A 21,473-nucleotide genomic window follows, 5' to 3' on the forward strand; every position below is an offset into this window, starting at 1 on the left:
CCCCGCGGCAAGTTTTGAGGTGCAACCAGACCGATGACAAATCAACTACCCGTTGCCAGCCCGGAACTGACCCTCAAGATCTGCCCTCCCCGTGCACCGCGACACATGCTCGCGCGAGCGCGCCTGAGCGCGGAAAGTGGGCGCTTTCGCGAATGTCCGGTGACGATCGTGCAGGCGCCACCGGGCTTCGGGAAAACCTCACTGCTGATCCAGTGGCGCCACGAATACCTGATGCGCGGCAGCGCGGCGGCGTGGCTCTCGCTTGACGGGCGAGACGATCCACGGCGCCTGCTCGTGGGTTTGACGCTGGCCGTCCGGACCGGCTCCGGGCGGGCAACCTTCGGCAGACGTCTGCTGGAAGGCGGCGCCGCGCCAGACGCGCCGCTCGAAGGCGTCATCGTGTGGCTTGCCGATGTCGCGCGCACAGCGCTCGACATCGTCCTGATACTCGACGAAGCGGAGCAGTTGCAGCAGGCGAGTCAGGAGGTGCTCGGCCACCTGCTCGAAAACCTGCCCGCCAACCTGCGCGTCGTGGTTGCCGCCCGCGGCGGTTACGACAAGGTCATCTCACGCCTGCGTCCCTACGGTCTTTGCGCGACGGTCGATGCCTCGTCGCTGCGCTTTCGCCTCGATGAAACCATCTCGTTGATTGCGAGCCGTTTCGGTGCCGAGGTCGGTGCTGACGCGAGCGCGAGGCTGCACGACATCACCGAGGGCTGGCCGCTTGGCCTGCAACTCGCCCTTTCCGCCATCGCTGATACACAGGATCCCGTTTCCGCGATTGACGCCTTCGCCAGCAGCGCGGGCGGCATTCGCGAACAGTTCGTGATGGCGCTGCTCGAACGACTCAGCCCCGAAGACGCCGATTTCCTGTCGCGCGTCTCGATCGTCGACCTCATGCACGCCGACCTCTGCGCAGCGCTCACCGGGATGCCGGACGCAAGGCAACGGCTCTTGCGTCTTGCCAGCGAAACACCCCTCTTTTTCAGCGCGCAGGGGCGTGGCGAGTGGTTCCGGCTGCACTCGATGGCCCGCGAAGCTTTGCGCGTGCGTCTGGCTGCACTCCCCGACACGTTACGGCTCGATCTGCACAGGCGCGCGATGCAATGGCTGGCTGACGAGGGCATGACCGAAGCCGCTGCGCGCCACGCCCTCGCGTGCGGGGAGACCGAGACCGCCTACGCACTCGCACAGCGCAGCCTCCACGAAGCCTTGACGCAGGGGCGTCTCGTCGACGTGCTCGAATGGCTGGACTGGCTGCCGGAGACGGTGCTGGACCAGCATCCGCGTATGCGCCTTGCGATTGCGTGGGCGCTGGCAATGAGCGACCGTCACCAGGAAGCGCAGATCCAGGCTCAGGCCATATTGCGTAGCGCCGAGCCCGAGGAGGCGGTGCAATACGAAGTCGACCTTATCCTGAGCGCGGCGGCGTATTTTTCCGACGAACCCGACCGCGCGGCTCGCGTGATGGAGCGTTGGGGCGACACGCCTCCGACTGACGACGCCTGGCTGCAGCAGGTGCATGCGAACCGGCTTGCCGCGCGGGCAACGATGCTGGGCGAGTACGCCGCATCGCGCCATTTGCTGCGGCAAACGCCGCGTGGTGGATCCACGGTCGCCTGCCGCTACGTGAGCCGCTGGCGCGACTACATGACGGGCTTTGGCTATCTGCTTGAAGGGCAGATGCTGCTCGCCGAGCGTACCCTGCGCCCGGCGCTGGTCCAGGCGGACGACGATCTTGGCCGGCGACACCCTTTCTCCTGCATGATCGCGGCGCTACTTGCCGCGACCCGGTTCACACGCGGCGATTTCGACGAAGCTACTGCACTACTGGCCAACCGTCTCGACATCCTGGAACGGCGCGGCACGCCCGACGCGATCATCGTGGCGTACCGGACGCTTGCGCGTATTGCCGCCGCCGCGGGCGCCGACCATCGGGCGCTTGACCTCCTGGGGACGCTTGACGCGATCGGCGCTGCACGCGGCACGCCGCGGCTTTGCGTCGCCAGCCTGACCGAGCAGATCCGGTTGCATAGTGGACGCTACCGTGCCGCGACATGCCGGACGCTTGTCGAACGCATCGACCAGATCGTGGCGCGGCACGCGTCGCCAGATGACCACGTCAAACGTCGCACGCTGCTCCTGCATCAGGACATCGCGCGCGCATATGCCGACATGGCCGCCCAGGACTGGGAGGCCGCCGGACGGAATCTGGCGCGCGCGCAGGCCGGCGCCGAGGCAATGAATCAGGGTGCCGTGCGGGTCGACGTGATGACGTTGCGGGCTTTCGTCCTCGATAACTGCGGGGAGCCCGCCGCTGACCTGCTGAACGAGGCGACAGGCCTCAGTGAGTCATACGGAATGAAGCTGGTGCCGCTCGACCTGCACCCTGCCGTCGCCGGGTGGGCCAACGTTCCCGGAGGCAATCGTCAAACTCATTCGCACGCCGGGGTGTATCGATCCACGACAGAGGTCGCCACGCCTGCGGCGGAGGGCACGAGCGGGCATCGTGCAATCCCCAGCATGACGCTGACGCCGAAGGAGCGTTCCGTGCTGGAACTGCTCACTCGCCACCTCACCAACAAGGAAATCGCACTCGCCCTGGGAATCGGCCAGGAAACGGTGAAATGGCATTTGAAGAATCTGTTCGTCAAACTCGATGTGACTTCACGCAAGCAGATTGTCTGTCGCGCACAACTCATGGGTCTCCTTCAGGATACGGCCCGGTTGAGTCCGGATTCGGCTGAATGAACAAACAGGCCGCCCCAGTGAATCCGGTATGACATGGTTGATTTTTCAAATAGACCGGATTCGACGTCTCCTTGCCTGCATGCCGTTAAAACCCTTAAGGGAAATCCTGACGACCTTTTCCAGGTCCAAATAAATATAGATGTGAAATCAACCAGTTTTTGTCACAAATGCGCAACGCAGCGTGAAGTGGTGGGTAGCGCGAAGCGCGCGATGTTCTCCCGGAGTTACCTGAAAGCCTTATGCAGCATGGAGAAGCGGTCTTTCGCCGGTACCGGAATTACGGGAAACCCGCCCCCCCTCTGATGGGGGGGAAAGATGCGAGGCGGTTACGTATGCTCTCAATCTAACAGCAGCGCGGATCCACAGGGGCTTGCCGCGGTGCGTCAGATTGACCATCAATACGCCGGAGACCGCATGAAGTTAAAGATTACAGGGGCAGCAGCACTTCTCGCATTTGCAGGTGTCGCACACGCGCAGTCGTCAGTGACGCTGTACGGAACAGTGGATACGGGTTTGCTGTGGCAAAACACTGCAGCCGCAAATTTCCTCCCGGTCGCTTCAAAAAACCCTGATCTTGGGCACGTCGTCCGCCTGAAGGACGGCGGCATTTACTCGAGCCTCTTCGGCATGAAGGGCACCGAGGACATCGGCGGCGGCTACAAGATCAACTTCCGGCTCCAGGGCTCTTTCGATAGCGGTACCGGCAAGTTCCAGCTGAGCGACACGGCCGGTGCGACAGCCATGTTCAACCAGATTGCAACGGTAGGCGTATCGGGCGCGTTCGGCAAGTTCGACGCCGGTCGCCAGCTCGCACCGATGGCTTACGCCCTCGCAGATACGGACGTGCGCAACGCGTGGTTCTTCGGCAGCGTCCTGACCGCGTGGCTCACGATGAACCAGCAGTCGGGCTGGACGGCAAACAGCACCAACGGCAGCATCGGTGCGCTGTATGACAGCAATGCGCTGGTCTACAACTCGCCCTCCTTCCATGGCGCATCGGTCGCGCTGGAATATGCTCCGGGCGGCGTGGCGGGTCATTTCCAGGGCGGCACGCGCGAGTCCGCAGTGCTCAAGTATTCGAACTACGGCCTGAATGCCGCAGCCGTCTACTACAACGGGCATGACGCCAGCCCGTACCCGTACCCGACTGCGGGAAACCCAGGCGCGACCCCGATCCCGGCTACGGGCGTGAACAACAACCGCTTCGTCTACTTCGGCGGGAAATACACGTGGCATGGCCTCTCGGTCTCGGGTTCGTTCAGCAACGGTCGCAACCCGGCGAACGAGAACGGCAACCTCGCGGCGGGCGTCGCCTCGGGTGATTTCGACATGTGGACGGGTGGCATCGGTTATCGTTTTTCGCCTGCATTCGAAGTCACGTCGGGCATCTACTACGTGAAGGACGAAAAGCATAACCAGAACCAGTCGGACGCCTATGTGCTCGGTGCCGACTACAGCCTGTCGAAGGCAACGACGCTGTATGGTCAGGTCGGCTACGTTTCCAACCGTGGCACGATGAACCAGACTCTCGTGTACGGCCAGCCGGTTGCGGTGGGCAAGAATACCGCCGCTGGCATGGTCGGCATCCGCCACTCCTTCTGAGGCGGAACGCCAGGCTGGCGGGTCGCAGATACGCCTTCTTCGGCATTCAAAGCCGCCTCGTTCGAGGCGGCTTTTTTATGTGCCGGATATGCCCGGCAACGTCTGGGCGAACACGTTCGCACGCCGTCCCAGCCGGCGCACGAAATGCTTGCGAGTTCAATCAGTGTATGATTTGCCGGCTCTCTGCCACCGGGGCGTTGATCGACTGGTCAGGCGAAGCAAGGAACGCGCGACTCCCCGCAATCTCACGTTACACTTTCATGACGACGGCCGATCCTACACCTGATGAATCCCTGACCTATCGGCTCAAGGCACTTGGCAAGATCGCCGACCGGATGAGCAGCGAGTTGTCCCGCGGGAAACTTGGCCTGCCCATGCCAGAGGCGATGATTATTGGCGTTCTCGGCGCCTTTGGGCCGCTAACCGTCATGGACATCTCACGCCGGTCGAACCTCGACAAAAGTCAGGCAAGCCGCACTACCGAGACGTTGATCGGAAAAGGACTGCTGTCGCGCACGGCGAGCAATCAGGATGGTCGCAGCGTCATCATTTCGTTGATGCCGGAAGGACGGAAGATTTTCAGGAAAATTGCCCCGATGGTGGAGAAGCGGGACAAAGAACTCTACCGGTGTCTGAGCGAACCGGAGATGGACGCACTGCGATATCTGCTGGACAAGCTTCTCGAATCGCACGGATGGCAAGCCGAATAAGGCCTGTCACGCATACCGGCTGATGCATGACCAGCCGGTGCGAGACGCGCCTGCTCGACCAGCCCGCTGTGCGGGGATTTACATCTGAACCCGCGTATCGCAACGACACTGGCTGGCCAGCCGGCGGTGAAGTCGACTGGCCATCGAGGTTACTGGGTGCCGAATGCCGGTTTCCCGACTGTCAGCTTGTTGTTCACCGAAGTCACGCCTGTTACTCCACCCGCGATTTCCGCGACTTTCGCGACCTGCGCAGCGTCTGATGCGGTTCCGTTCAGCGTGACAGCGCCGTTCTTCGCGGTGACACTGATATCGCCGGCGCTGATCTCCTTGTGCTTCGAGATGGCCGCATAGATATTCTTGCGCAGCGCGCGATCCGCCTTGCGGCCGGTCCCGGCCGGTGCCGCGCTGGACGCGACCATTGCGGAAGCACCGGCAGGCGCCGCCGTTGCACCGGATGCCTGGCCGCCCTGCGACCACGCGTTCATGGACATCGCAACGATGCACGTGCCGATCGCCAGCCTGAGTCCCCTGATTTTTTGCATTCACGTCTCCTGTTGTCGTGGACCGTCGGCCCCGTAGATTGCCGGGCGCGAGCCCGGCGGATTCCGCTTTGACCGGATCAGGTTTTCGCTACCATCGTGGGCGACGTCAGGCCGTGAGGTAGTAGTCTTTAAACCTGTCCCTCAACTGGTTCTTGAGGACCTTGCCAGTCGCGCCGAGAGGAAGGGTGTCGATAAATACGACGGCATCGGGCTTCCACCATTTCGCCACACGACTGTCAAAGAAATCGAGCAGCTCAGCGCTTTCAAGCGCGCTCCCAGGTTGCTTCACGATCAGCAGCAGCGGGCGTTCGTCCCACTTCGGGTGCCTCGCGGCGATGCACACTGCACTCGCCACTTCCGGGTGCAGGCTCGCCACGTTTTCGATGTCGATCGAACTGATCCATTCACCGCCGGACTTGATGACGTCCTTGCTGCGGTCGGTGATCTGCATGAAGCCGTCGGCATCGATCTTCGCCACGTCGCCCGTCGGAAACCAGCCGTCGCATAGCGGCGACGTCTCATCGCAACCGAAATATCCCGTCGTCACCCACGGACCGCGCACCTGCAGGTCACCCGCCGCGCGGCCGTTCCACGGCAACGCTTCGCCGTCGGGGCCCACGATTCTCATGTCGATGCCAAACACGGCACGGCCCTGCTTTGCCTGGACCGCATAGCGCTGCTGCGTCGGCAACGACAGGTGATACCCCTTGAAACTGCACACCGTGCCGACCGGGCTCAGTTCGGTCATGCCCCACGCGTGCAGGACGTCGACGTGATAGCGCTCCTGGAATTCCGTCGTCATGGCCGTCGGGCATGGTGCCCCGCCGACGATCGTGCGGCGCATGGCAGTAAACGTCGAGCCACGCTCGGCCACATGCCGGAGCAGCCCCTGCCATACGGTCGGAACACCCGCGGAGAGCGTGACCTGTTCGGCCTCGATCAGCTCATAAAGCGATTTTCCGTCGAGTGCGGGCCCCGGAAACACGAGCTTGGCGCCGACCATGCATGCGATATACGGCAGACCCCACGCATTCACGTGGAACATGGGGACGACCGGCAGGATCACATCGCGTGCCGAGCAGTTCAGCGAGTCGGGCAATGCCGCTGCATAGGTGTGCAGAATCGTCGAACGATGGCTGTACAACACCCCTTTCGGATTGCCGGTGGTGCCTGACGTGTAGCAGAGCGACGACGCGGTGTTCTCGTCCAGAAGCGGCCACGTAAAGTCATCGCCGTGTCCGTCGATGAGGTCTTCGTAGCACATCAGCATGCCCGGCACATCGTGCGTGGCCGGCATGTTCGCGCGATCGGTCATCGCGACGAACACCTTCGGGCTCTTGATACGCGACGCGACGGACTCGATCAGCGGCAGGAACGTCAGGTCGAAGAAGATCGCGCGATCGTCAGCGTGATCGATGATGTAGGCAAGCTGATCGACGTGCAGACGCGGGTTGAGCGTGTGCAGGACAGCGCCGGAACCCGACACCGCAAAGTACAGCTCCATGTGGCGGTAGCCGTTCCATGCCAGCGTGCCGACGCGCTCACCCTCGCCGATCCCGATACCAGCGAGTGCATTGGCGAGGCGTCGGGCGCGTTGCGCCAGATCGCGATAGCGATAGCGGTGAATGTCGCCTTCGACCCGTCGCGACACGATTTCCTGCTCGCCGTGATGCCGCTCGGCGTGGGTGAGGAGCGAGGCGACCAGCAGCGGCTGCTGCATCATCAATCCATGCATGGGGTACCTTCCTGAATTATCTTGTTCCGCATTGCTGCGCGTGACACTGTGCCGGGGGCGCCTCGTCGACAGTGAGTTCGAGCGTGCCGCCGACGTTCCGGACGGGAATCTTGTCCAGATTCAGACCGTCCATCCCCGGCATGCAACCGGTCACGACGTTGAAACGCAGGCCGTGCGCGGGGCAACGAAGCAGGTGCCCGTCGAGCTGGCCGCCCGCAAGCGATGCGCCGTTGTGCGGGCACGCGTTTTCGATGGCGTGGAGTTCACCTTCGATGTTAAAGATCACGATGCTGCGGCCATCGACGAAAGCAAGCTTGCGCTGTCCTGGCGCGAGTTCATCGGCCGGCCCGACGGGTATCTGTCGCGACATCATCTGTTCTCCTGATCGACAGCGGAGCGCAACATGGCATCCACGATCGCACCGGGCGAGTACGCACCTGACAGCGACAGGGCCGAATTGATCACATAATGCGGCACGCCGCTAACATCGTCAGCCTGCGGCGAATGTGGGCGTGCCATCGTGTCTCCGCGTCGCGCTGCCGCCAGGTGTTCGGCGAGGCCTGCCGCGTCGAGGCCGCACGCGAGGCCAGTTCGTTCGAGCACGTCCAGGTCGCCAATGTCCTCGCCGTCCATGAAGTAGCCCGTGAAGAGACGGTCGATCAGCGGCGCAGGCGAAAACCCCGCGCCCGTGGCGACAGCCCACGCAACGAGGCCGTGCGCGGCCCGCGTATTGGGCATCACCTCGATCCTGTCGAACGCCAGCTGGACACCCGCGGCGTGCGCGGCCTCCTGAACCTGCGCGCGCCGCGCCGCGACCGCGTCCGGACTGCCCAGACGACTCACATAGAACGCCTGATAGGGCACGCCACCTGCAGGTATATCGGGCAGCAACTGATGCGAGTGCCACCGCACCTTGACGGTGACATCCGGGCGCAAGGTGGCGAAGCGGTTGACGGCCGCGTCGAGATTGCGTTTGCCAATCAGGCACCACGGGCAGACAAAATCGAAGTGGACATCGACCGTCAGTGACGCGTTTCTATTGACAGGAGTGCCCTGCTTCGTTGTCCCGTTCATGTCAGAGAAGCTCACGAATCAGGGTTTCTGCCTGCGGCCACTCGCCGTAGCCGGCCGCCGGGTTCAGATGCCCAACCTCACCGAGGTCGACGAGGCGGCTGCCCCAGTCCGCGGCCATCGCCGCAGCACGATTGAACGCTCCCAGCGGATCGTTGCGGCTGGCGCCCAGAATGCTCGGGAACGGCAACGGCTTGCGCGGATGCGGCAGCCAGCCATTCGCTTCGAGCGCGTCGAGCGTCGGATAGCCGGCGGGCATGGGCATTTCCACGTCCGCGGGCGTCGCGAGCAACGCGCCCTGGATCGGGCGATTGTGGCGCTGCGCCCATTGCACGGTAATCATCACACCGGCGCTATGAGCGACCAGTACGATCGGGCCATCGATCTTCGCGATCGCCTCGTCCAGTGCCGCGACACGCGCCGCACAGCTGAGCTTGTCGTGCTCGAGCGGCGGCACCGAAGCTGCCTTGGGCAGGCGCGCCTGCAACAGCGTCTGCCAGTGTTCGGCGACGTGATCGCGCAGACCCGGCACGATCAGTACGGTCGGTTCTGTATTGAGAGTCACGATGCGGATCCCTTCAGGTTAGTACGGCCGGTCGCCGACAATGCCGGCGCGGTCCATCTTGCGATGGCACGGCGGGTAATCCATCACTGCGTAGTGCTGTGTGCTGCGGTTGTCCCAGATCGCGATGCTGTTCGGCTTCCAGCGCCAGCGCACCTGGTGCTCCGGGATATACGCCTGGCTGATCAGATAACGCAGCAGTTCGGACGCGCCCGGATTGGCGTCCTGACCGAAACGCACGCGCGCCGGCGTGTGGAAGTTCGTGAAGTGCGTCGTGAACGCATTGACGAACAGAATCTTCTCGCCCGTGTCGGGGTGCGTGCGCACGACCGGATGCTCCGCGTCGGGGTACTGGGCCTTCAGTGCATGGCGCTTCCCGATCGGCATCGCCGCACCGAAACTCGCCTCGATGCTGTGGCGTGCGCGCAAATCGGCGATCTGCTCCTTCACGTGCGCGGGCAGGTTCTCGTACGCGAGCACCATGTTTGCCCACATCGTGTCGCCGCCGACGGGCGGACATTCGACGCAGCGCAGCACGGCACCAAATGGCGGGGCTTCCCGCCACGTGGCGTCCGAGTGCCAGGAATTTTCGTAGCGGTCGTTGGGCTGGTCCGGCGACTTGTAGATACGCACGAGTCCCGGATGCTCAGGGTCGCTGCCCGCAACCGGGTGATCTTCCAGTTCGCCGAAGCGGCGCGCGAAACTGACATGTTCAGCGCGGCTGATGTCCTGATCGCGCAGGAACAGCACGCGATGTTTGACCAGGTTCGCGCGGATCTCGGCGAAGAGCCCATCGTCATGGATCGCATCGGCGAGCTTGACGCCGACCAGTTCAGCGCCGAGGGCGTTAGTGAGTTGTTCGACACGCATGGTGCCCTCCCTAGATAACGAAGACCGACGAGCCCGTCGTCCTGCGCGTTTCGAGATCGCGATGCGCCTGCGCGGCATCCTCGAGCGAGTAACGCTGGTTGATCTCGATCTTGATGCGGCCGGCCGCAACGTGGCCGAACAGTTCGGCAGCGAGGTCCGCTTTTTCCGCCGGGTCGGCGATATAGTCGGCGAGCGCCGGACGCGTCAGATACGGCGAGCCCTTCATTGCGAGGATCTGCGGGTTGAATGCAGGGATCGGGCCCGATGCCGTGCCAACGCAAACAATGAGACCGCGGCGCTTGACCGAATCCAGCGTGGCTTCGAAGGTGTCCTTGCCGACGCTGTCGAAAACGACATTGACGCCAGCGCCATCGGTCAACTCGCGCACGCGCCGTGCGACATCTTCATGGCTGTAGTTGATGGTGTAGTCGCAACCGTGCGCGCGGGCGACTTCCGCCTTCGCGTCGCTCGACACGGTGCCGATCACCGTGACCCCGAGCAGCTTCGCCCATTGCGAGACGATCAGCCCGACGCCGCCAGCGGCCGCGTGCAGCAGGACCGTGTCGCCGGCCTTGAAGTCATGGATGCGTCGCATCAGATACGACGAGGTCAGCCCGCGCATGGTCATGGCTGCAGCCGTTTCGCACGCGATGCCGTCAGGCAGCTTGATGAGCGGCGCGGCCGGGCACAGGCGCCCGGTGCTGTACGCCCCAAGCGTGTTAATGAAGCCTGTGTAGGTGACACGATCGCCCACCGCGACGTTCGTGACGCCCGCGCCCAGCGCCTCGACCACGCCGGCTGCTTCCACGCCCATGCCGGCAGGCAGTGGGACCGGATACAGGCCGGAGCGGAAATAGGTATCCGCGAAGTTGAGGCCGACTGCCTCATGGCGCAGGCGAACCTGCCCCGGGCCCGGATCGCCCACTTCAACGTCTTCGTAGCGCAGGACCTCAGGGCCACCGGTCTCATGAAAGCGGACTGCTTTCGCCATGATTCGTTCTCCAGGTTGTTTCTTGATCTGCTAAAAAGGATTACGCCTGCCGGAGGACCATCGCCTCCCGCCGCAGGCGTCTGTTACCGCATGACGTCCGGGTACTGCCGTGCTCCAGCGCGACGTGGCTAGTGCCCGGCCTGCTCACGCAGTGCGTTCACACGGTCGAGATCGCGCGCGTAGCTGCGACGGCCGATAGCGAACGCAACAGCTGCGAGCAGCGGTGCCAGCGGTACCAACTGCAGGGCGCCGAGCAGGCCGATGCGGTCTGCGACGATGCCCGTGAGAATCGCCGCGGGGGCGAGGCCTAACAGGTTGTTCGCGAGTGTCAGCGTGGCGAATGCCGAAGCGTGGATCGACGGCGGCGTAAGGTTCGCTAGCATCGCGCCCGAAGGCCCCGTCGCGCCAGCACAGAAAAACATGCCGCAACCGATCAGGACGAGCTGAGCCGGGCCGCCCGGCAGCTGGAATGCCGTACCGAGCAGCACGCAGCACAACAGGCAGTACGCGATCGCGGCCATCCACTTTCTCTTTGCAACCTTTCTGCTGAGACGGTCGGCCAGGTTGCCGCACACGATCATGCCAAGGCCGGTCACCAGCACGAACACCGCGGCACTCATGGCCGCCTTGCCAGGCGCCATGCCGTAATAGCGGTTCAGGAAGCTCGGCATCCACGCCCACACGGCCGCCGGCACGAGCAGATGAATCCCGCTGCCCACGTAGGCGCAAACGACGGAGCGCGTGGAAAACAGTCCCTTCACCAGCGCGCTGAAACTCATGCGCACGCCAAGGTCGCCCTTCGTCGCGGCGCCCGGCGGTTGCACTGCCGCCAGCTTTTTCTCGGTGACAACGCAACGATAGACGACCACCAGCACGATACCGAGGCAGGCCATGGCGCCGAACGACCAGCGCCATCCGAGATGGGTCCCGACGGCGCCGCCGATCGCCATGCCCAGCACGGAGCCAAACGCGCCGCCCGCCATGAAGGTACCCGTGAGCGTGGCGCGCAGGCGCGCCGGAAAAATACTCAGGACGAGCGCGATGCCCACGCTGCCGTAGGCCGCCTCGCCAATCCCGACGAAAGCGCGCGCAATCAGCATCTCGCCGTAACTCGTCGAGATCGCGCAGCCGAGCGTCGCGAGACTCCACAGCGCCGCCATCAGTGCGATGCTCTTGACGCGGCCCCAGCGATCCGCCAGAACCGAAAGCGGAAAGGTCAGCACGCCAACCATCAATGCGACGACGCTGCTAAGCGAGCCGAGCTTCGTGTCGGAGAGGTTCCACGCGGACTTGATAAACGGAAAGACCGCGTTCAATACCTGACGCGACATATAGTCGGAAAGCAGCAGACCGATCGTCAGCGCGCAAACCACCCACGCGTAGACTGGAATGTCCGACTTCGTTATTGTAGTTTCGCCCGTCGTGGGCTCAGCGTGCTGCAAAAGCATTGTTGTCTCCATCACGTCTCTCGGCATCTCGTGCCTTTTGCCCGCAAGGGACCAAAGGGGCCGGTATGTGTGTCGCTTCCCGAACCGGGTCCGGGAGCCTCCTTCAACCACCCTGTTACGCTGCGCGCAGCGGCCGGTTCTTCACACCAGCCTTGCGGTTCGGTGCCATGCCGTTGGCCGCGAGCGTTTCATCGACTGTCTCGTACTGCACACCGATCTTGTAGATTGCGCGCGCTTCCTTGCCGCTCGCGATCTCACGACCCAGTTCGCGCGCCACACGCACGCACTGTTCGATCTGCTGCGCCGAAGTCATCCGGTTGCCGTGCTGGTCGATGATCGTGTCCTCGATGCCGCAGCGCGGATGCAGACCCATCGCCATCGCCATCATGTTGAACGGCAGCACGTTCTTCAGCAGCGACTCGGCCGTGAGCGTGCCGCCATCCGGCGCACGGTGCACGAAGTTGAAGAAGTTGTGCGGGTTCGGGCCGTCGAAGCCACCGCCGATGCCAATCCACGTCAGGTTCAGCGGACCCTTGTAGACGCCCTTGCGCACGAGGCGATCGAGCGTTTCGAGCGCATGGATGCCGGTGAGCTGGAAGTGCGGCTGGATGCCCGAAGCCTGCAGGCGGCGCAGGTGCTCTTCCACCCACGCCGGGCCGGCCGGCACGGTCATTTCACTATATGCGGCATGGAGAAGCGGATTCGCAAGCGAAGTGCCTTCAAGGTACTCCGGATAGAGCAGTTCCATGATGTTCATCTGCGTGGTGTTGATCGCGACGGTCACCTGGTCCGGCTTCGGGTCGAGATCGGCCAGCATGTGACGCGTGTCGTCGGACAGCCACTTCGCGGCCTGGCCATCGTCTTCCGGTGCAAACGAAATCGAGCCGCCCACCTGGATGATCATGTCCGGCACGGCTGCACGCACGCCTGCAATCAGTTCATTGAACTTCGACAGACGCTTGGAGCCTTTGCCGTCCAGTTCACGCACGTGCAGGTGAAGCACCGTTGCACCCGCGTTGTAGCAGTCCACAGCCTTTTGAATCTGCTCTTCCATCGTCACCGGAATGTCTTCAGGGAAATCCTGGGGCATCCATTCCGGACCGTACGGTGCGACGGTGATGACTACCTTTTCCTGATTTTCGGGGTGCAGCGAGTCGTCGAGAAATTGCATCGTGTTCTCCAGATATGGTTGGACTTTCCACCTCCGCGCCAGAGCAATCCTGGACGCGACGGAAAATGAATCAGTCCGGCGAAGATACGGCAATCCGGCAATGCAGTTTTCGTTTTTGGTGACATTGTTTTATGATTCAACGACACCAGGCGTTAACACCAGTGCTGCGCATACGGGCCGCGCTCCGGCCAGAAAAGGAACGAAATCAGATGCAAACCATGGTGAGATCGTCGTCGATGCACGGCTATTTCGACGTGACGCGGCGGCTCGGCCTCAATCCCTATGAGCTTGTCCAGGAAGTCGGTCTCGACGCGGTGGCGATGGCGAACCCGGATGACCGGATTCCAGCTGACAGTGCCTGCCGGCTGCTGGAAATAACGGCGGAAAGAGCGTCGTGTCCGACACTCGGGCTGCAGATTGCACAAACGCGCCAGCAGTTCGGTAGTGGAGTTGTCAACATTCTGCTTGCCCACAAGCGCACGCTACGCGACGTACTGCTGGCCGCTGCCCAATATCGACATCTGCTTAATGAAGCGCTGGGTATTCACGTCGAAACGACCGGCGATACGGTGACGATCCGCGAAGAACTCATTGCAGAACCAGGTACGCGGACAGTGCAGGCGATGGAGCTGGCAGTGGGCGTGCTCTCCCGTCATTCCAGCGCGCTTCTCGGCGCCCACTGGAAACCGCACAGTGTGCACTTCACGCATCTGGCTCCCGGTGACCTCGTTTTCCACCGCCGGTTCTTCGGATGCCCGATCACGTTTGAAAGCGACTTCAACGGCTTCGTCTGTGCGGCGGAAGATCTGGATTTTCCGAATCCGAATGCCGACCCCGTACTGGTCCGCTACGCGGAAAACCTCGCCAATCCGCTCAACGCGATGGCGGCCGATTCGATTGCGCTGGAGGTGCGCAAGGCGATTTATCTGCTGTTGCCTCTTGGCCAGGCCTCGATCGAACTGGTGGCGCGGCAGGTGAACCTGACAGTGCGCACGCTGCAGCGCCAGCTCGATTCGACCGGTTCCAGTTTCTCGGGCATCGTTGAAGAAGTGCGGCGTGACCTCGCCGTGCGCTACCTCCTTAACCCACGCTATCCGATCGGCCGGGTCGCCGCCCTGCTGGGCTACACCAACCAGGGGTCGTTCACGGTCTGGTTCCAGGGGCGCTTTCAGATGACGCCCCGTGAATGGCGCAATCGTCATAGAAGCAGCCCGTAGTTCTCTCAGGTCATACCTCCCCTGAAAGGGCCTGCTTGCCGCAGCACCGATCGCATTCGCGCCTGTTTTAGCTGCGCGCGAGCCTGTGTCCGCTGGCTCAGTCCAGTCGAAAGATCTTTACCGTGCTTGTCAGCAACCCGGTCTGCTGGTGCTGCAATTTCACCTGCTCGACAGTGGCCGCAACGTGCGCCGCATTTTCGCGGGTCGCTTCGTCGATGCCGGCAATGTTGTCGCCCACCTGGTCGATGCCCGCACGCTGGGCGTCGGTCGCCTGCGCCATCTCGTGAACGATGGTAGTCAGACGCGTGACACTTTCCAGTATTCCCGCGATCGTGTTGCCCGCGCTTTCGACGAGCGTGTTGCCGGTCCGGGCACGATGGACGGATTCGCCAATCAGTGCACGGATCTCCTTGGCGGCGGCTGCACTGCGCTGCGCCAGAACACGTACTTCTGCCGCCACCACCGCAAACCCGCGCCCCTGCTCCCCGGCGCGGGCGGCCTCGACGGAAGCGTTAAGCGCGAGGATATTCGTCTGAAACGCGATGCCGTCGATCACGCCGATGATGTCCGTGATGCGTTCGCACGAGCGGTAAATCTCGCCCATGGTGTCAATCACGGCATCGATCGCCGCGCGCCCTTCTGTTGCGACTTCGCTCGCGGAACCCGCGAGCGCCCGCGCGGAGCTCGCGTGATCTGCGTTCTCGTGGACACTTTGCTTCAGTTGCTCCATGGCCGCGACGATGCCTTCGAGGGAGGATCGTTGCTGGTCAGTGCGCTCCGAAAGGATCGCATTGCGCTCGCTGATACTGGCGACCGCCTCCGCGACTTCGCGGGCGCTATTACGCACCTGCAGTAGCGTCTTGCGAACCATCCCGAGCGTCGCGTGAAAGGAGCCGCCCACGCCGCTGACAGGGCGGACCGGACACTCACTCAACGTAATGAAGCCGGACTCGCGCCCAATGCCCTGAGCCATCATTTCGAGCTCGCCCGCAATCTGCGCGGCACGCTCCTGGCGCACGGAGATGGCCGCGAGAAACAGCGTCTGGAGCCACAGAAAGGCCCAATGCTGCGCCACCACATCAAGCCCTGTCCGCTGGAACGCATTCACGTCCCAACCCCTGGCCTGGAAATAGTTGAATGCGAGTTGCTGCACGGATATAAACCCCGTGGCGAGCAGAATGACCCGAATGTCGCGATAAGCGAGCAGCAACGACAGCAGGATGAACACCACGAAGTGAAACTCATCCTGCCCCTTCCCGATGTCGATCATGACGGCCGCGCCGCCCATGAAGGTAATCGCCGAAACCAGTCGCGTAGCCAGATGTCCGGGCATGGCAAACGCGAAGGCCGTCGACAGAAGCGCGAATGGCAGCCCGACTGCACAAGCCGGCCCGAGGTTGTCGAAATGCCAGCCGATACCAACCGAACCCGCCAGTATGATCCAGTTGACGACCGCGCAGGCGCGGTCCGTGCGTTCTCGCGCGGCCGCGAGAGGACTGTTGACACTTGCCGTACCACCCCCCATGGTCGGGTTTGAGCTCCGCGCGCTGGCGTGGACTTGCGGCCCGGCGATGGCTGCGCCTGTGAGACTACCTTGCATGACGTATCGACTCCTGAAATTCCGCTAGACAGGGCCAGGGTCGCTGACGGCGACACGGTCAGCGAACCCCTGCGTCCGGGCGACGAACCGCGCGCCTCTTCGTCACATTTAACGGAAAGCATCCCCGGACACTGCATAGGGGAATTCCACAAGTTGATATAACAACTACTTTGATTGTAAAATCAACTTTATCGATGCCGCAGGGTTTTCGTGATTTTCTCACTCTGCAAGCGGGGAATGGGCAGAGGGACAGCCAGAACGAGCTGGCGAGCCCGCCGGGCTCCTGCTTTTCCGCTGGCGTCAGGAAGCAGCCTTTCGAACCGTACCCTTCGATGTGAGAGCCGCCCTGACAGCGCGTTCCTGCGTCGTCGCCTGTTTGCGTGCGCCAGGTACTCCGGCGTGATCGATGAGATAGACCGAGCGATCTTTCGCGTCCTTGATCCATGCCGGCGGCCGCGCGTGGCCGCTCCAGGTGGCGCCGGTTTTGGGGTCGCGATACCTCGGCGGCAGCTTTGCGGCCGGGACCGCCTTCACCTTCTCCGCCGGCCTCGTCTTCCTGGGTGGCTTGATCTCTTTCGCACCCGGGCGGCTGAAATCGACACCCGCACGCCTGAGAAGCCTGACTGCCGGTGACTCGTCGGAGGTAATCGCCGTTTCCGCAGCGCGCTTCGAGGCCATCGCCCTTTTCGCGTTAGCCATCGCTTTTGGAGCCGCCGCGCGCTTGTGCGTCGAAGGCTCGCCCAGTTCGTCCGCGGAAATGCCAAAGCGCTTCATTTCGATTCGAATTCTGGCGATCGCTGCCTCGCGCTTCTGGCTCTCCACAGCCTCCTGTTGCAGCCGCTTTATCTCTGCCTGGATTTCGTCGTAGGACCTCACTGCACTTCCCCCACGTTGTTTTTGGTGCCGGAATTATAGGTTTGAATTCGTGATCGGGGTAAAGCCTCCATCTACCGATCGTGTCGAACCCCGTCGACAAGGATGCTTACTGAAACGTTGATTTATCAACCATATTGAAAGGAACAGGAGGAATCGGACACCGGGCTATGCATGTGCCCAAAACCGGCATCAATCACTCCCTCCGCGCCCCGAATCAATCTACCAGACCTGAAACAGCGGATTTCATTTCCGAAATCAAAGGTGTCCGCGCCGCCGCGAGATCCCTCGAACAATCAATGACTTACAGAAATCAGACGCACATGGCCCAATCCTTGCACTTGCTTAACCTCACTTCGGCACGCGCACTCGCGTACACGCTTTATCGCCTTGACTCATCGGCCACGCGGCACAGGCTGTCACCAATAAACCCATCTATCCTTTATACGGCGATGACTCACACTGAACGAAAAGACGTAGACACCCGGCCCGTCGCGGCAGCCGGCTCCCACCATGACCGGACCGACGCGACGCAAAACGGGCGATGTGCGAAGGACCGGGCTCAAGCCACAACGAACTGGGCGTGGGCGCGCGATACGGCTCACTATGACTGGATGAATTCACACGCCCCTTTCTTCGAGCGTTCCTGAGCCCGCGTGTCAGGCCCGCCTGTTTGCGGAAGTGTGAAGCACTATCAGTTTCCAGCCCTTTTCTGGTGCGTGGCTGGTCCGTTATCCGAGAGATGAGACAACTCCATCATGGCCTTTTCACCGATCCGTTCATTGCTGATTGCCAACCGGTCCGAGATCGCGATCCGGGTGATGCGCGCGGCCGCCGAGATGAACATTCGCACCGTGGCGATCTACTCAAAGGAAGACCGGCTCGCGCTGCACCGCTTCAAGGCTGACGAAAGCTATCTGGTCGGCGAAGGCAAGAAGCCCCTTGCAGCCTATCTGGATTTCGAGGACATCCTGCGTGTGGCCCGCAAGGCCAACGTCGACGCGATCCATCCCGGGTACGGCTTTCTCTCCGAGAATCCCGATTTCGCGCAGGCCGTCATCGATGCCGGCATCCGGTGGATGGGTCCGTCGCCCGCGGTTATGCGCACGCTCGGCAACAAGGTCGCCGCGCGCAATGCGGCGATCGCGGCCGGCGTGCCGGTCATGCCCGCCACTGCACCGCTTCCGCAAGATCTGGACAAGTGCAGGCGTCTTGCCGCGGGCGTGGGCTTTCCGCTGATGCTGAAGGCAAGCTGGGGCGGCGGCGGGCGCGGCATGCGGGTGCTCGAACGCGAACAGGATCTCGAAACCGCGCTGCCTGCTGCCCGGCGCGAAGCGCTTGCGGCTTTCGGCAATGACGAGGTGTACGTTGAAAAGCTCGTGCGTCACGCGCGCCATGTCGAGGTGCAGGTGCTGGGCGACACGCATGGCAACCTCGTCCATCTGTACGAGCGAGACTGCACGGTTCAGCGACGCAACCAGAAGGTCGTCGAACGTGCCCCTGCACCCTACCTGGACGCCGCCACCCGCGCAAATCTGTGCGAGTCCGCGTTGCGCCTGATGCGCGCGGTGGGCTACAGCCATGCGGGCACCGTTGAATTCCTGATGGACGCCGACTCCGGCCTGTTCTATTTCATCGAGGTCAATCCCCGCATTCAGGTCGAGCACACGGTGACGGAGATGATCACCGGCGTCGACATCGTGAAGGCGCAGATCCGTATCACCGAAGGTGGCAGGATCGGCATCACCGACGACGAAACCGACGAATCCGGCAACATCCTCACGCGCGCCGCCGGCGTGCCCGCGCAGGCGGCGATCCCGCTCAATGGTCACGCACTGCAATGCCGGATCACCACCGAAGATCCGGAGAACGGCTTTCTGCCCGACTACGGGCAGCTCACGGCCTATCGCAGCGCCGCCGGCTTCGGTGTACGCCTCGATGCGGGCACCGCGTACGGGGGCGCGGTCATCACGCCCTACTACGATTCGCTGCTGGTGAAAGTGACCACGTGGGCACCCACCGCGGTTGAATCGATCCGCCGCATGGACCGGGCATTGCGCGAGTTCCGTATCCGCGGTGTGGCTTCGAACCTCCAGTTCCTCGAGAACGTCATCAATTACCCGGCGTTTGGCCGCGGCGAGCTCACCACCCGTTTCATCGATACGACGCCCGAACTGCTGGCCTTCACGAAGCGCCGTGACCGCGCCTCGAAGCTGCTGCGATATCTGGGTGAAGTGACTGTCAACGGGCACGCGGAACTGGTCGGACGGACGCTGCCCGCGTTGCCGCTGGCGAAACCTGTTTTGCCACGCGTCGACAGCAGCGGGCCGGTCCCCGCCGGTACACGGGACCGGCTGCGCGAGCTGGGCGCGGAGAAATTCTCACAGTGGATGCTGGACCAGAAGCAGGTGCTGCTGACCGACACCACGATGCGCGATGCGCACCAGTCCCTCTTCGCCACCCGCATGCGCACCGCCGACATGCTGCCGGTCGCGCCGTTCTACGCGCGCGAGCTGTCACAGCTGTTCTCACTCGAGTGCTGGGGCGGGGCGACCTTCGACGTCGCACTGCGCTTTCTGAAGGAGGACCCATGGGAGCGTCTCGCGCAACTGCGCGAACGCGTGCCCAACATTCTCTTCCAGATGCTGTTGCGCGGCTCGAACGCGGTCGGCTATACAAACTACGCGGACAACGTGGTGCGCTTCTTTGTCCAGCAGTCGGCCAGCGCGGGCGTCGACGTTTTCAGGGTGTTCGACTCGCTCAACTGGGTGCGCAACATGCGCGTGGCGATCGACGCGGTATGCGAGAGCGGCGCGCTGTGCGAGGGCGCGATCTGCTACACAGGCGACCTCTTCGACCCCTCGCGCGCGAAGTACGACCTCAAGTACTACGTAGGCATTGCCCGCGAGCTTCAGCGCGCAGGCGTGCACGTGCTGGGTATCAAGGACATGGCCGGCATCTGCCGGCCCCAGGCCGCGGCCGCGCTCGTGAAGGCGCTCAAGGAAGAAACCGGCCTGCCCGTCCACTTTCACACGCACGATACCAGCGGAATTTCCGCCGCCTCGGTGCTGGCCGCGATCGGCGCGGGCTGCGACGCGGTCGACGGCGCACTGGACGCCATGAGCGGACTGACGTCCCAACCCAATCTGTCCAGTATCGCCGCTGCCCTGTCAGGCAGCGAGCGCGACCCGGGCCTGGACCTCGAACGGATGCACGAGGCGTCGATGTACTGGGAGGGCGTGCGCCGCTACTACGCGCCGTTCGAATCGGAGATCCGCGCCGGCACGGCCGATGTGTACCGGCACGAGATGCCAGGTGGCCAGTACACGAACCTGCGCGAGCAGGCGCGCTCGCTTGGCATCGAGCATCGCTGGACGGAGGTCTCCCGCGCCTATGCCGACGTCAACCGGATGTTCGGCGACATCGTGAAGGTCACGCCGACCTCGAAGGTGGTCGGCGACATGGCGCTGGTGATGGTCGCCAACGACCTGTCGGCGGCCGACGTATGCAACCCCGCCAAAGAAATCGCTTTTCCCGAATCGGTTGTCTCGCTTTTCAGGGGCGAACTGGGCTTCCCGCCAGATGGCTTTCCGGCAGACCTGTCGCGCAAGGCGCTCAAGGCCGAGCCACCCGCGCCTTACCGGCCGGGGGACCAGATTCCGCCTGTCGATCTCGAAGCAGCGCGGGCCGATGGCGAAGCCGCGTGCGGGCAGCCGCTCGACGACCGCCAGCTCGCGTCGTACCTGATGTATCCGAAGCAGGCGATCGAGTACTTCGAGCACCTGCGGACGTACAGCGATACCTCCATAGTGCCGACGCCTGCCTTCCTGTATGGCCTGCAACCGCAGGAAGAAGCGGCGATCGATATCGACCCGGGCAAGACCTTGCTGGTCACGCTGCAGGGGCAGCACGCCGATGCCGAAGACGGCATGGTCAAGGTGCAGTTCGAACTGAACGGCCAGTCGCGGACCACCCAGGTCAGGCGGCGCACTACGGTGCAGACCGGAGCCGTTCGCGAGCGCCGGGCCGCCGCGGACCCGTCGAATCCATTACACGTGGCCGCGCCGATGCCGGGCTCGGTGGTTACGGTCGCCGTGCAGCCGGGCCAGCGCGTGAGCGCCGGCAGCACGCTGCTCGCGCTGGAGGCGATGAAAATGGAAACGCACATCGCAGCCGAGCGCGATTGTGAAATCGCCGAGGTGCGGGTGCAGGCCGGCGACCGTGTTGCCGCCAAGGATCTTCTGATCGTGTTGAAGGACGCCTGAGAAAACGTCGCGCCATCGGTTCAGGCGGGTCCGGCCCCTTCATTCAGTAACAACTATATGAGAGA

16 protein-coding genes are annotated in these 21,473 nt (G+C 63.1%); 5 read left to right on the forward strand and 11 right to left on the reverse strand.

Annotation, left to right across the window (positions count from 1 at the left end):
- Window positions 1-33 precede the first annotated feature (33 nt).
- The 3 genes from LPA37_RS20560 (at window position 34) to LPA37_RS20570 (ending at window position 5,063) form a co-directional block, all read left to right on the forward strand.
- A complete protein-coding gene (locus LPA37_RS20560; RefSeq protein ID WP_229013545.1) occupies window positions 34-2,751 on the forward strand; it encodes a LuxR C-terminal-related transcriptional regulator in 2,718 nt (905 codons plus the stop codon).
- Between the two features lie 414 nt (window positions 2,752-3,165).
- Complete coding sequence (locus tag LPA37_RS20565; RefSeq protein WP_228976553.1) at window positions 3,166-4,353, forward strand: porin; 1,188 nt, start codon at window positions 3,166-3,168, stop codon at window positions 4,351-4,353.
- Between the two features lie 260 nt (window positions 4,354-4,613).
- A complete protein-coding gene (locus LPA37_RS20570; RefSeq protein ID WP_229013546.1) occupies window positions 4,614-5,063 on the forward strand; it encodes a MarR family winged helix-turn-helix transcriptional regulator in 450 nt (149 codons plus the stop codon).
- Window positions 5,064-5,212: 149 nt separating this feature from the next.
- On the opposite strand, the gene LPA37_RS20575 is transcribed toward LPA37_RS20570, so the two are convergent.
- The 9 genes from LPA37_RS20575 to LPA37_RS20615 form a co-directional block, all read right to left on the reverse strand.
- The gene (locus tag LPA37_RS20575) at window positions 5,213-5,605 is read right to left on the reverse strand and encodes a BON domain-containing protein (protein ID WP_229013547.1); all 393 of its coding nucleotides are present in this window, start codon (window positions 5,603-5,605) and stop codon (window positions 5,213-5,215) included.
- 106 nt (window positions 5,606-5,711) lie between these two features.
- Window positions 5,712-7,340, reverse strand: coding sequence for a 3-(methylthio)propionyl-CoA ligase (locus LPA37_RS20580; RefSeq protein WP_229013548.1), 1,629 nt, complete (start codon window positions 7,338-7,340; stop codon window positions 5,712-5,714).
- A 16-nt stretch (window positions 7,341-7,356) separates the two neighbouring features.
- Window positions 7,357-7,710, reverse strand: coding sequence for a Rieske (2Fe-2S) protein (locus LPA37_RS20585; RefSeq protein WP_229013568.1), 354 nt, complete (start codon window positions 7,708-7,710; stop codon window positions 7,357-7,359).
- Complete coding sequence (locus LPA37_RS20590; RefSeq protein WP_229013550.1) at window positions 7,710-8,414, reverse strand: DsbA family oxidoreductase; 705 nt, start codon at window positions 8,412-8,414, stop codon at window positions 7,710-7,712. The genes LPA37_RS20585 and LPA37_RS20590 overlap by 1 nt, the downstream gene beginning before the upstream one ends.
- A 1-nt stretch (window position 8,415) precedes the next feature.
- Window positions 8,416-8,976: an RBBP9/YdeN family alpha/beta hydrolase gene (locus LPA37_RS20595; RefSeq protein WP_229013551.1), complete on the reverse strand. Its 561-nt coding sequence runs from the start codon at window positions 8,974-8,976 to the stop codon at window positions 8,416-8,418.
- An 18-nt stretch (window positions 8,977-8,994) separates the two neighbouring features.
- The gene (locus LPA37_RS20600) at window positions 8,995-9,843 is read right to left on the reverse strand and encodes a TauD/TfdA dioxygenase family protein (protein WP_228976543.1); all 849 of its coding nucleotides are present in this window, start codon (window positions 9,841-9,843) and stop codon (window positions 8,995-8,997) included.
- A gap of 10 nt (window positions 9,844-9,853) precedes the next feature.
- Window positions 9,854-10,834 (reverse strand): quinone oxidoreductase family protein, encoded by a 981-nt coding sequence (locus LPA37_RS20605; protein ID WP_228976542.1) that lies wholly within the window; start codon window positions 10,832-10,834, stop codon window positions 9,854-9,856.
- Between the two features lie 128 nt (window positions 10,835-10,962).
- A complete protein-coding gene (locus tag LPA37_RS20610) occupies window positions 10,963-12,282 on the reverse strand; it encodes an MFS transporter (RefSeq protein WP_229013552.1) in 1,320 nt (439 codons plus the stop codon).
- A 115-nt stretch (window positions 12,283-12,397) separates the two neighbouring features.
- Window positions 12,398-13,453 (reverse strand): BKACE family enzyme, encoded by a 1,056-nt coding sequence (locus LPA37_RS20615; RefSeq protein WP_229013554.1) that lies wholly within the window; start codon window positions 13,451-13,453, stop codon window positions 12,398-12,400.
- 209 nt (window positions 13,454-13,662) lie between these two features.
- Here LPA37_RS20615 and LPA37_RS20620 point away from each other — a divergent pair, with 209 nt between their 5' ends.
- Entirely contained in the window at window positions 13,663-14,670 is a 1,008-nt protein-coding gene (locus LPA37_RS20620; protein ID WP_229013569.1) for an AraC family transcriptional regulator, read from the forward strand.
- 97 nt (window positions 14,671-14,767) lie between these two features.
- Here the strand turns inward: LPA37_RS20620 and LPA37_RS20625 are convergent, their stop codons facing one another.
- Together LPA37_RS20625 and LPA37_RS20630 are read right to left on the reverse strand one after the other, a co-directional pair.
- Complete coding sequence (locus LPA37_RS20625) at window positions 14,768-16,270, reverse strand: methyl-accepting chemotaxis protein (protein WP_229013556.1); 1,503 nt, start codon at window positions 16,268-16,270, stop codon at window positions 14,768-14,770.
- 300 nt (window positions 16,271-16,570) lie between these two features.
- Window positions 16,571-17,044: an H-NS family nucleoid-associated regulatory protein gene (locus tag LPA37_RS20630; RefSeq protein WP_324251898.1), complete on the reverse strand. Its 474-nt coding sequence runs from the start codon at window positions 17,042-17,044 to the stop codon at window positions 16,571-16,573.
- Between the two features lie 857 nt (window positions 17,045-17,901).
- Here LPA37_RS20630 and LPA37_RS20635 point away from each other — a divergent pair.
- Entirely contained in the window at window positions 17,902-21,408 is a 3,507-nt protein-coding gene (locus LPA37_RS20635; protein WP_267478187.1) for a pyruvate carboxylase, read from the forward strand.
- Window positions 21,409-21,473 lie beyond the last annotated feature (65 nt).

This window comes from Paraburkholderia gardini, from assembly GCF_907164545.1.
GTDB lineage: Bacteria > Pseudomonadota > Gammaproteobacteria > Burkholderiales > Burkholderiaceae > Paraburkholderia > Paraburkholderia gardini.

Bases quoted from the DNA above. Each gene is read 5' to 3' on its own strand.
- LPA37_RS20625 (WP_229013556.1), bottom strand. From the start codon at position 16,270: ATGCAAGGTAGTCTCACAGGCGCAGCCATCGCCGGGCCGCAAGTCCAC.
- LPA37_RS20630 (WP_324251898.1), bottom strand. From the start codon at position 17,044: ATGAAGCGCTTTGGCATTTCCGCGGACGAACTGGGCGAGCCTTCGACG.
- LPA37_RS20615 (WP_229013554.1), bottom strand. From the start codon at position 13,453: ATGCAATTTCTCGACGACTCGCTGCACCCCGAAAATCAGGAAAAGGTA.
- LPA37_RS20580 (WP_229013548.1), bottom strand. From the start codon at position 7,340: ATGCATGGATTGATGATGCAGCAGCCGCTGCTGGTCGCCTCGCTCCTC.
- LPA37_RS20605 (WP_228976542.1), bottom strand. From the start codon at position 10,834: ATGGCGAAAGCAGTCCGCTTTCATGAGACCGGTGGCCCTGAGGTCCTG.
- LPA37_RS20620 (WP_229013569.1), top strand. From the start codon at position 13,663: ATGCAAACCATGGTGAGATCGTCGTCGATGCACGGCTATTTCGACGTG.
- LPA37_RS20590 (WP_229013550.1), bottom strand. From the start codon at position 8,414: ATGAACGGGACAACGAAGCAGGGCACTCCTGTCAATAGAAACGCGTCA.
- LPA37_RS20585 (WP_229013568.1), bottom strand. From the start codon at position 7,710: ATGTCGCGACAGATACCCGTCGGGCCGGCCGATGAACTCGCGCCAGGA.
- LPA37_RS20600 (WP_228976543.1), bottom strand. From the start codon at position 9,843: ATGCGTGTCGAACAACTCACTAACGCCCTCGGCGCTGAACTGGTCGGC.
- LPA37_RS20610 (WP_229013552.1), bottom strand. From the start codon at position 12,282: ATGCTTTTGCAGCACGCTGAGCCCACGACGGGCGAAACTACAATAACG.
- LPA37_RS20565 (WP_228976553.1), top strand. From the start codon at position 3,166: ATGAAGTTAAAGATTACAGGGGCAGCAGCACTTCTCGCATTTGCAGGT.
- LPA37_RS20575 (WP_229013547.1), bottom strand. From the start codon at position 5,605: ATGCAAAAAATCAGGGGACTCAGGCTGGCGATCGGCACGTGCATCGTT.
- LPA37_RS20635 (WP_267478187.1), top strand. From the start codon at position 17,902: ATGGCCTTTTCACCGATCCGTTCATTGCTGATTGCCAACCGGTCCGAG.
- LPA37_RS20570 (WP_229013546.1), top strand. From the start codon at position 4,614: ATGACGACGGCCGATCCTACACCTGATGAATCCCTGACCTATCGGCTC.
- LPA37_RS20560 (WP_229013545.1), top strand. From the start codon at position 34: ATGACAAATCAACTACCCGTTGCCAGCCCGGAACTGACCCTCAAGATC.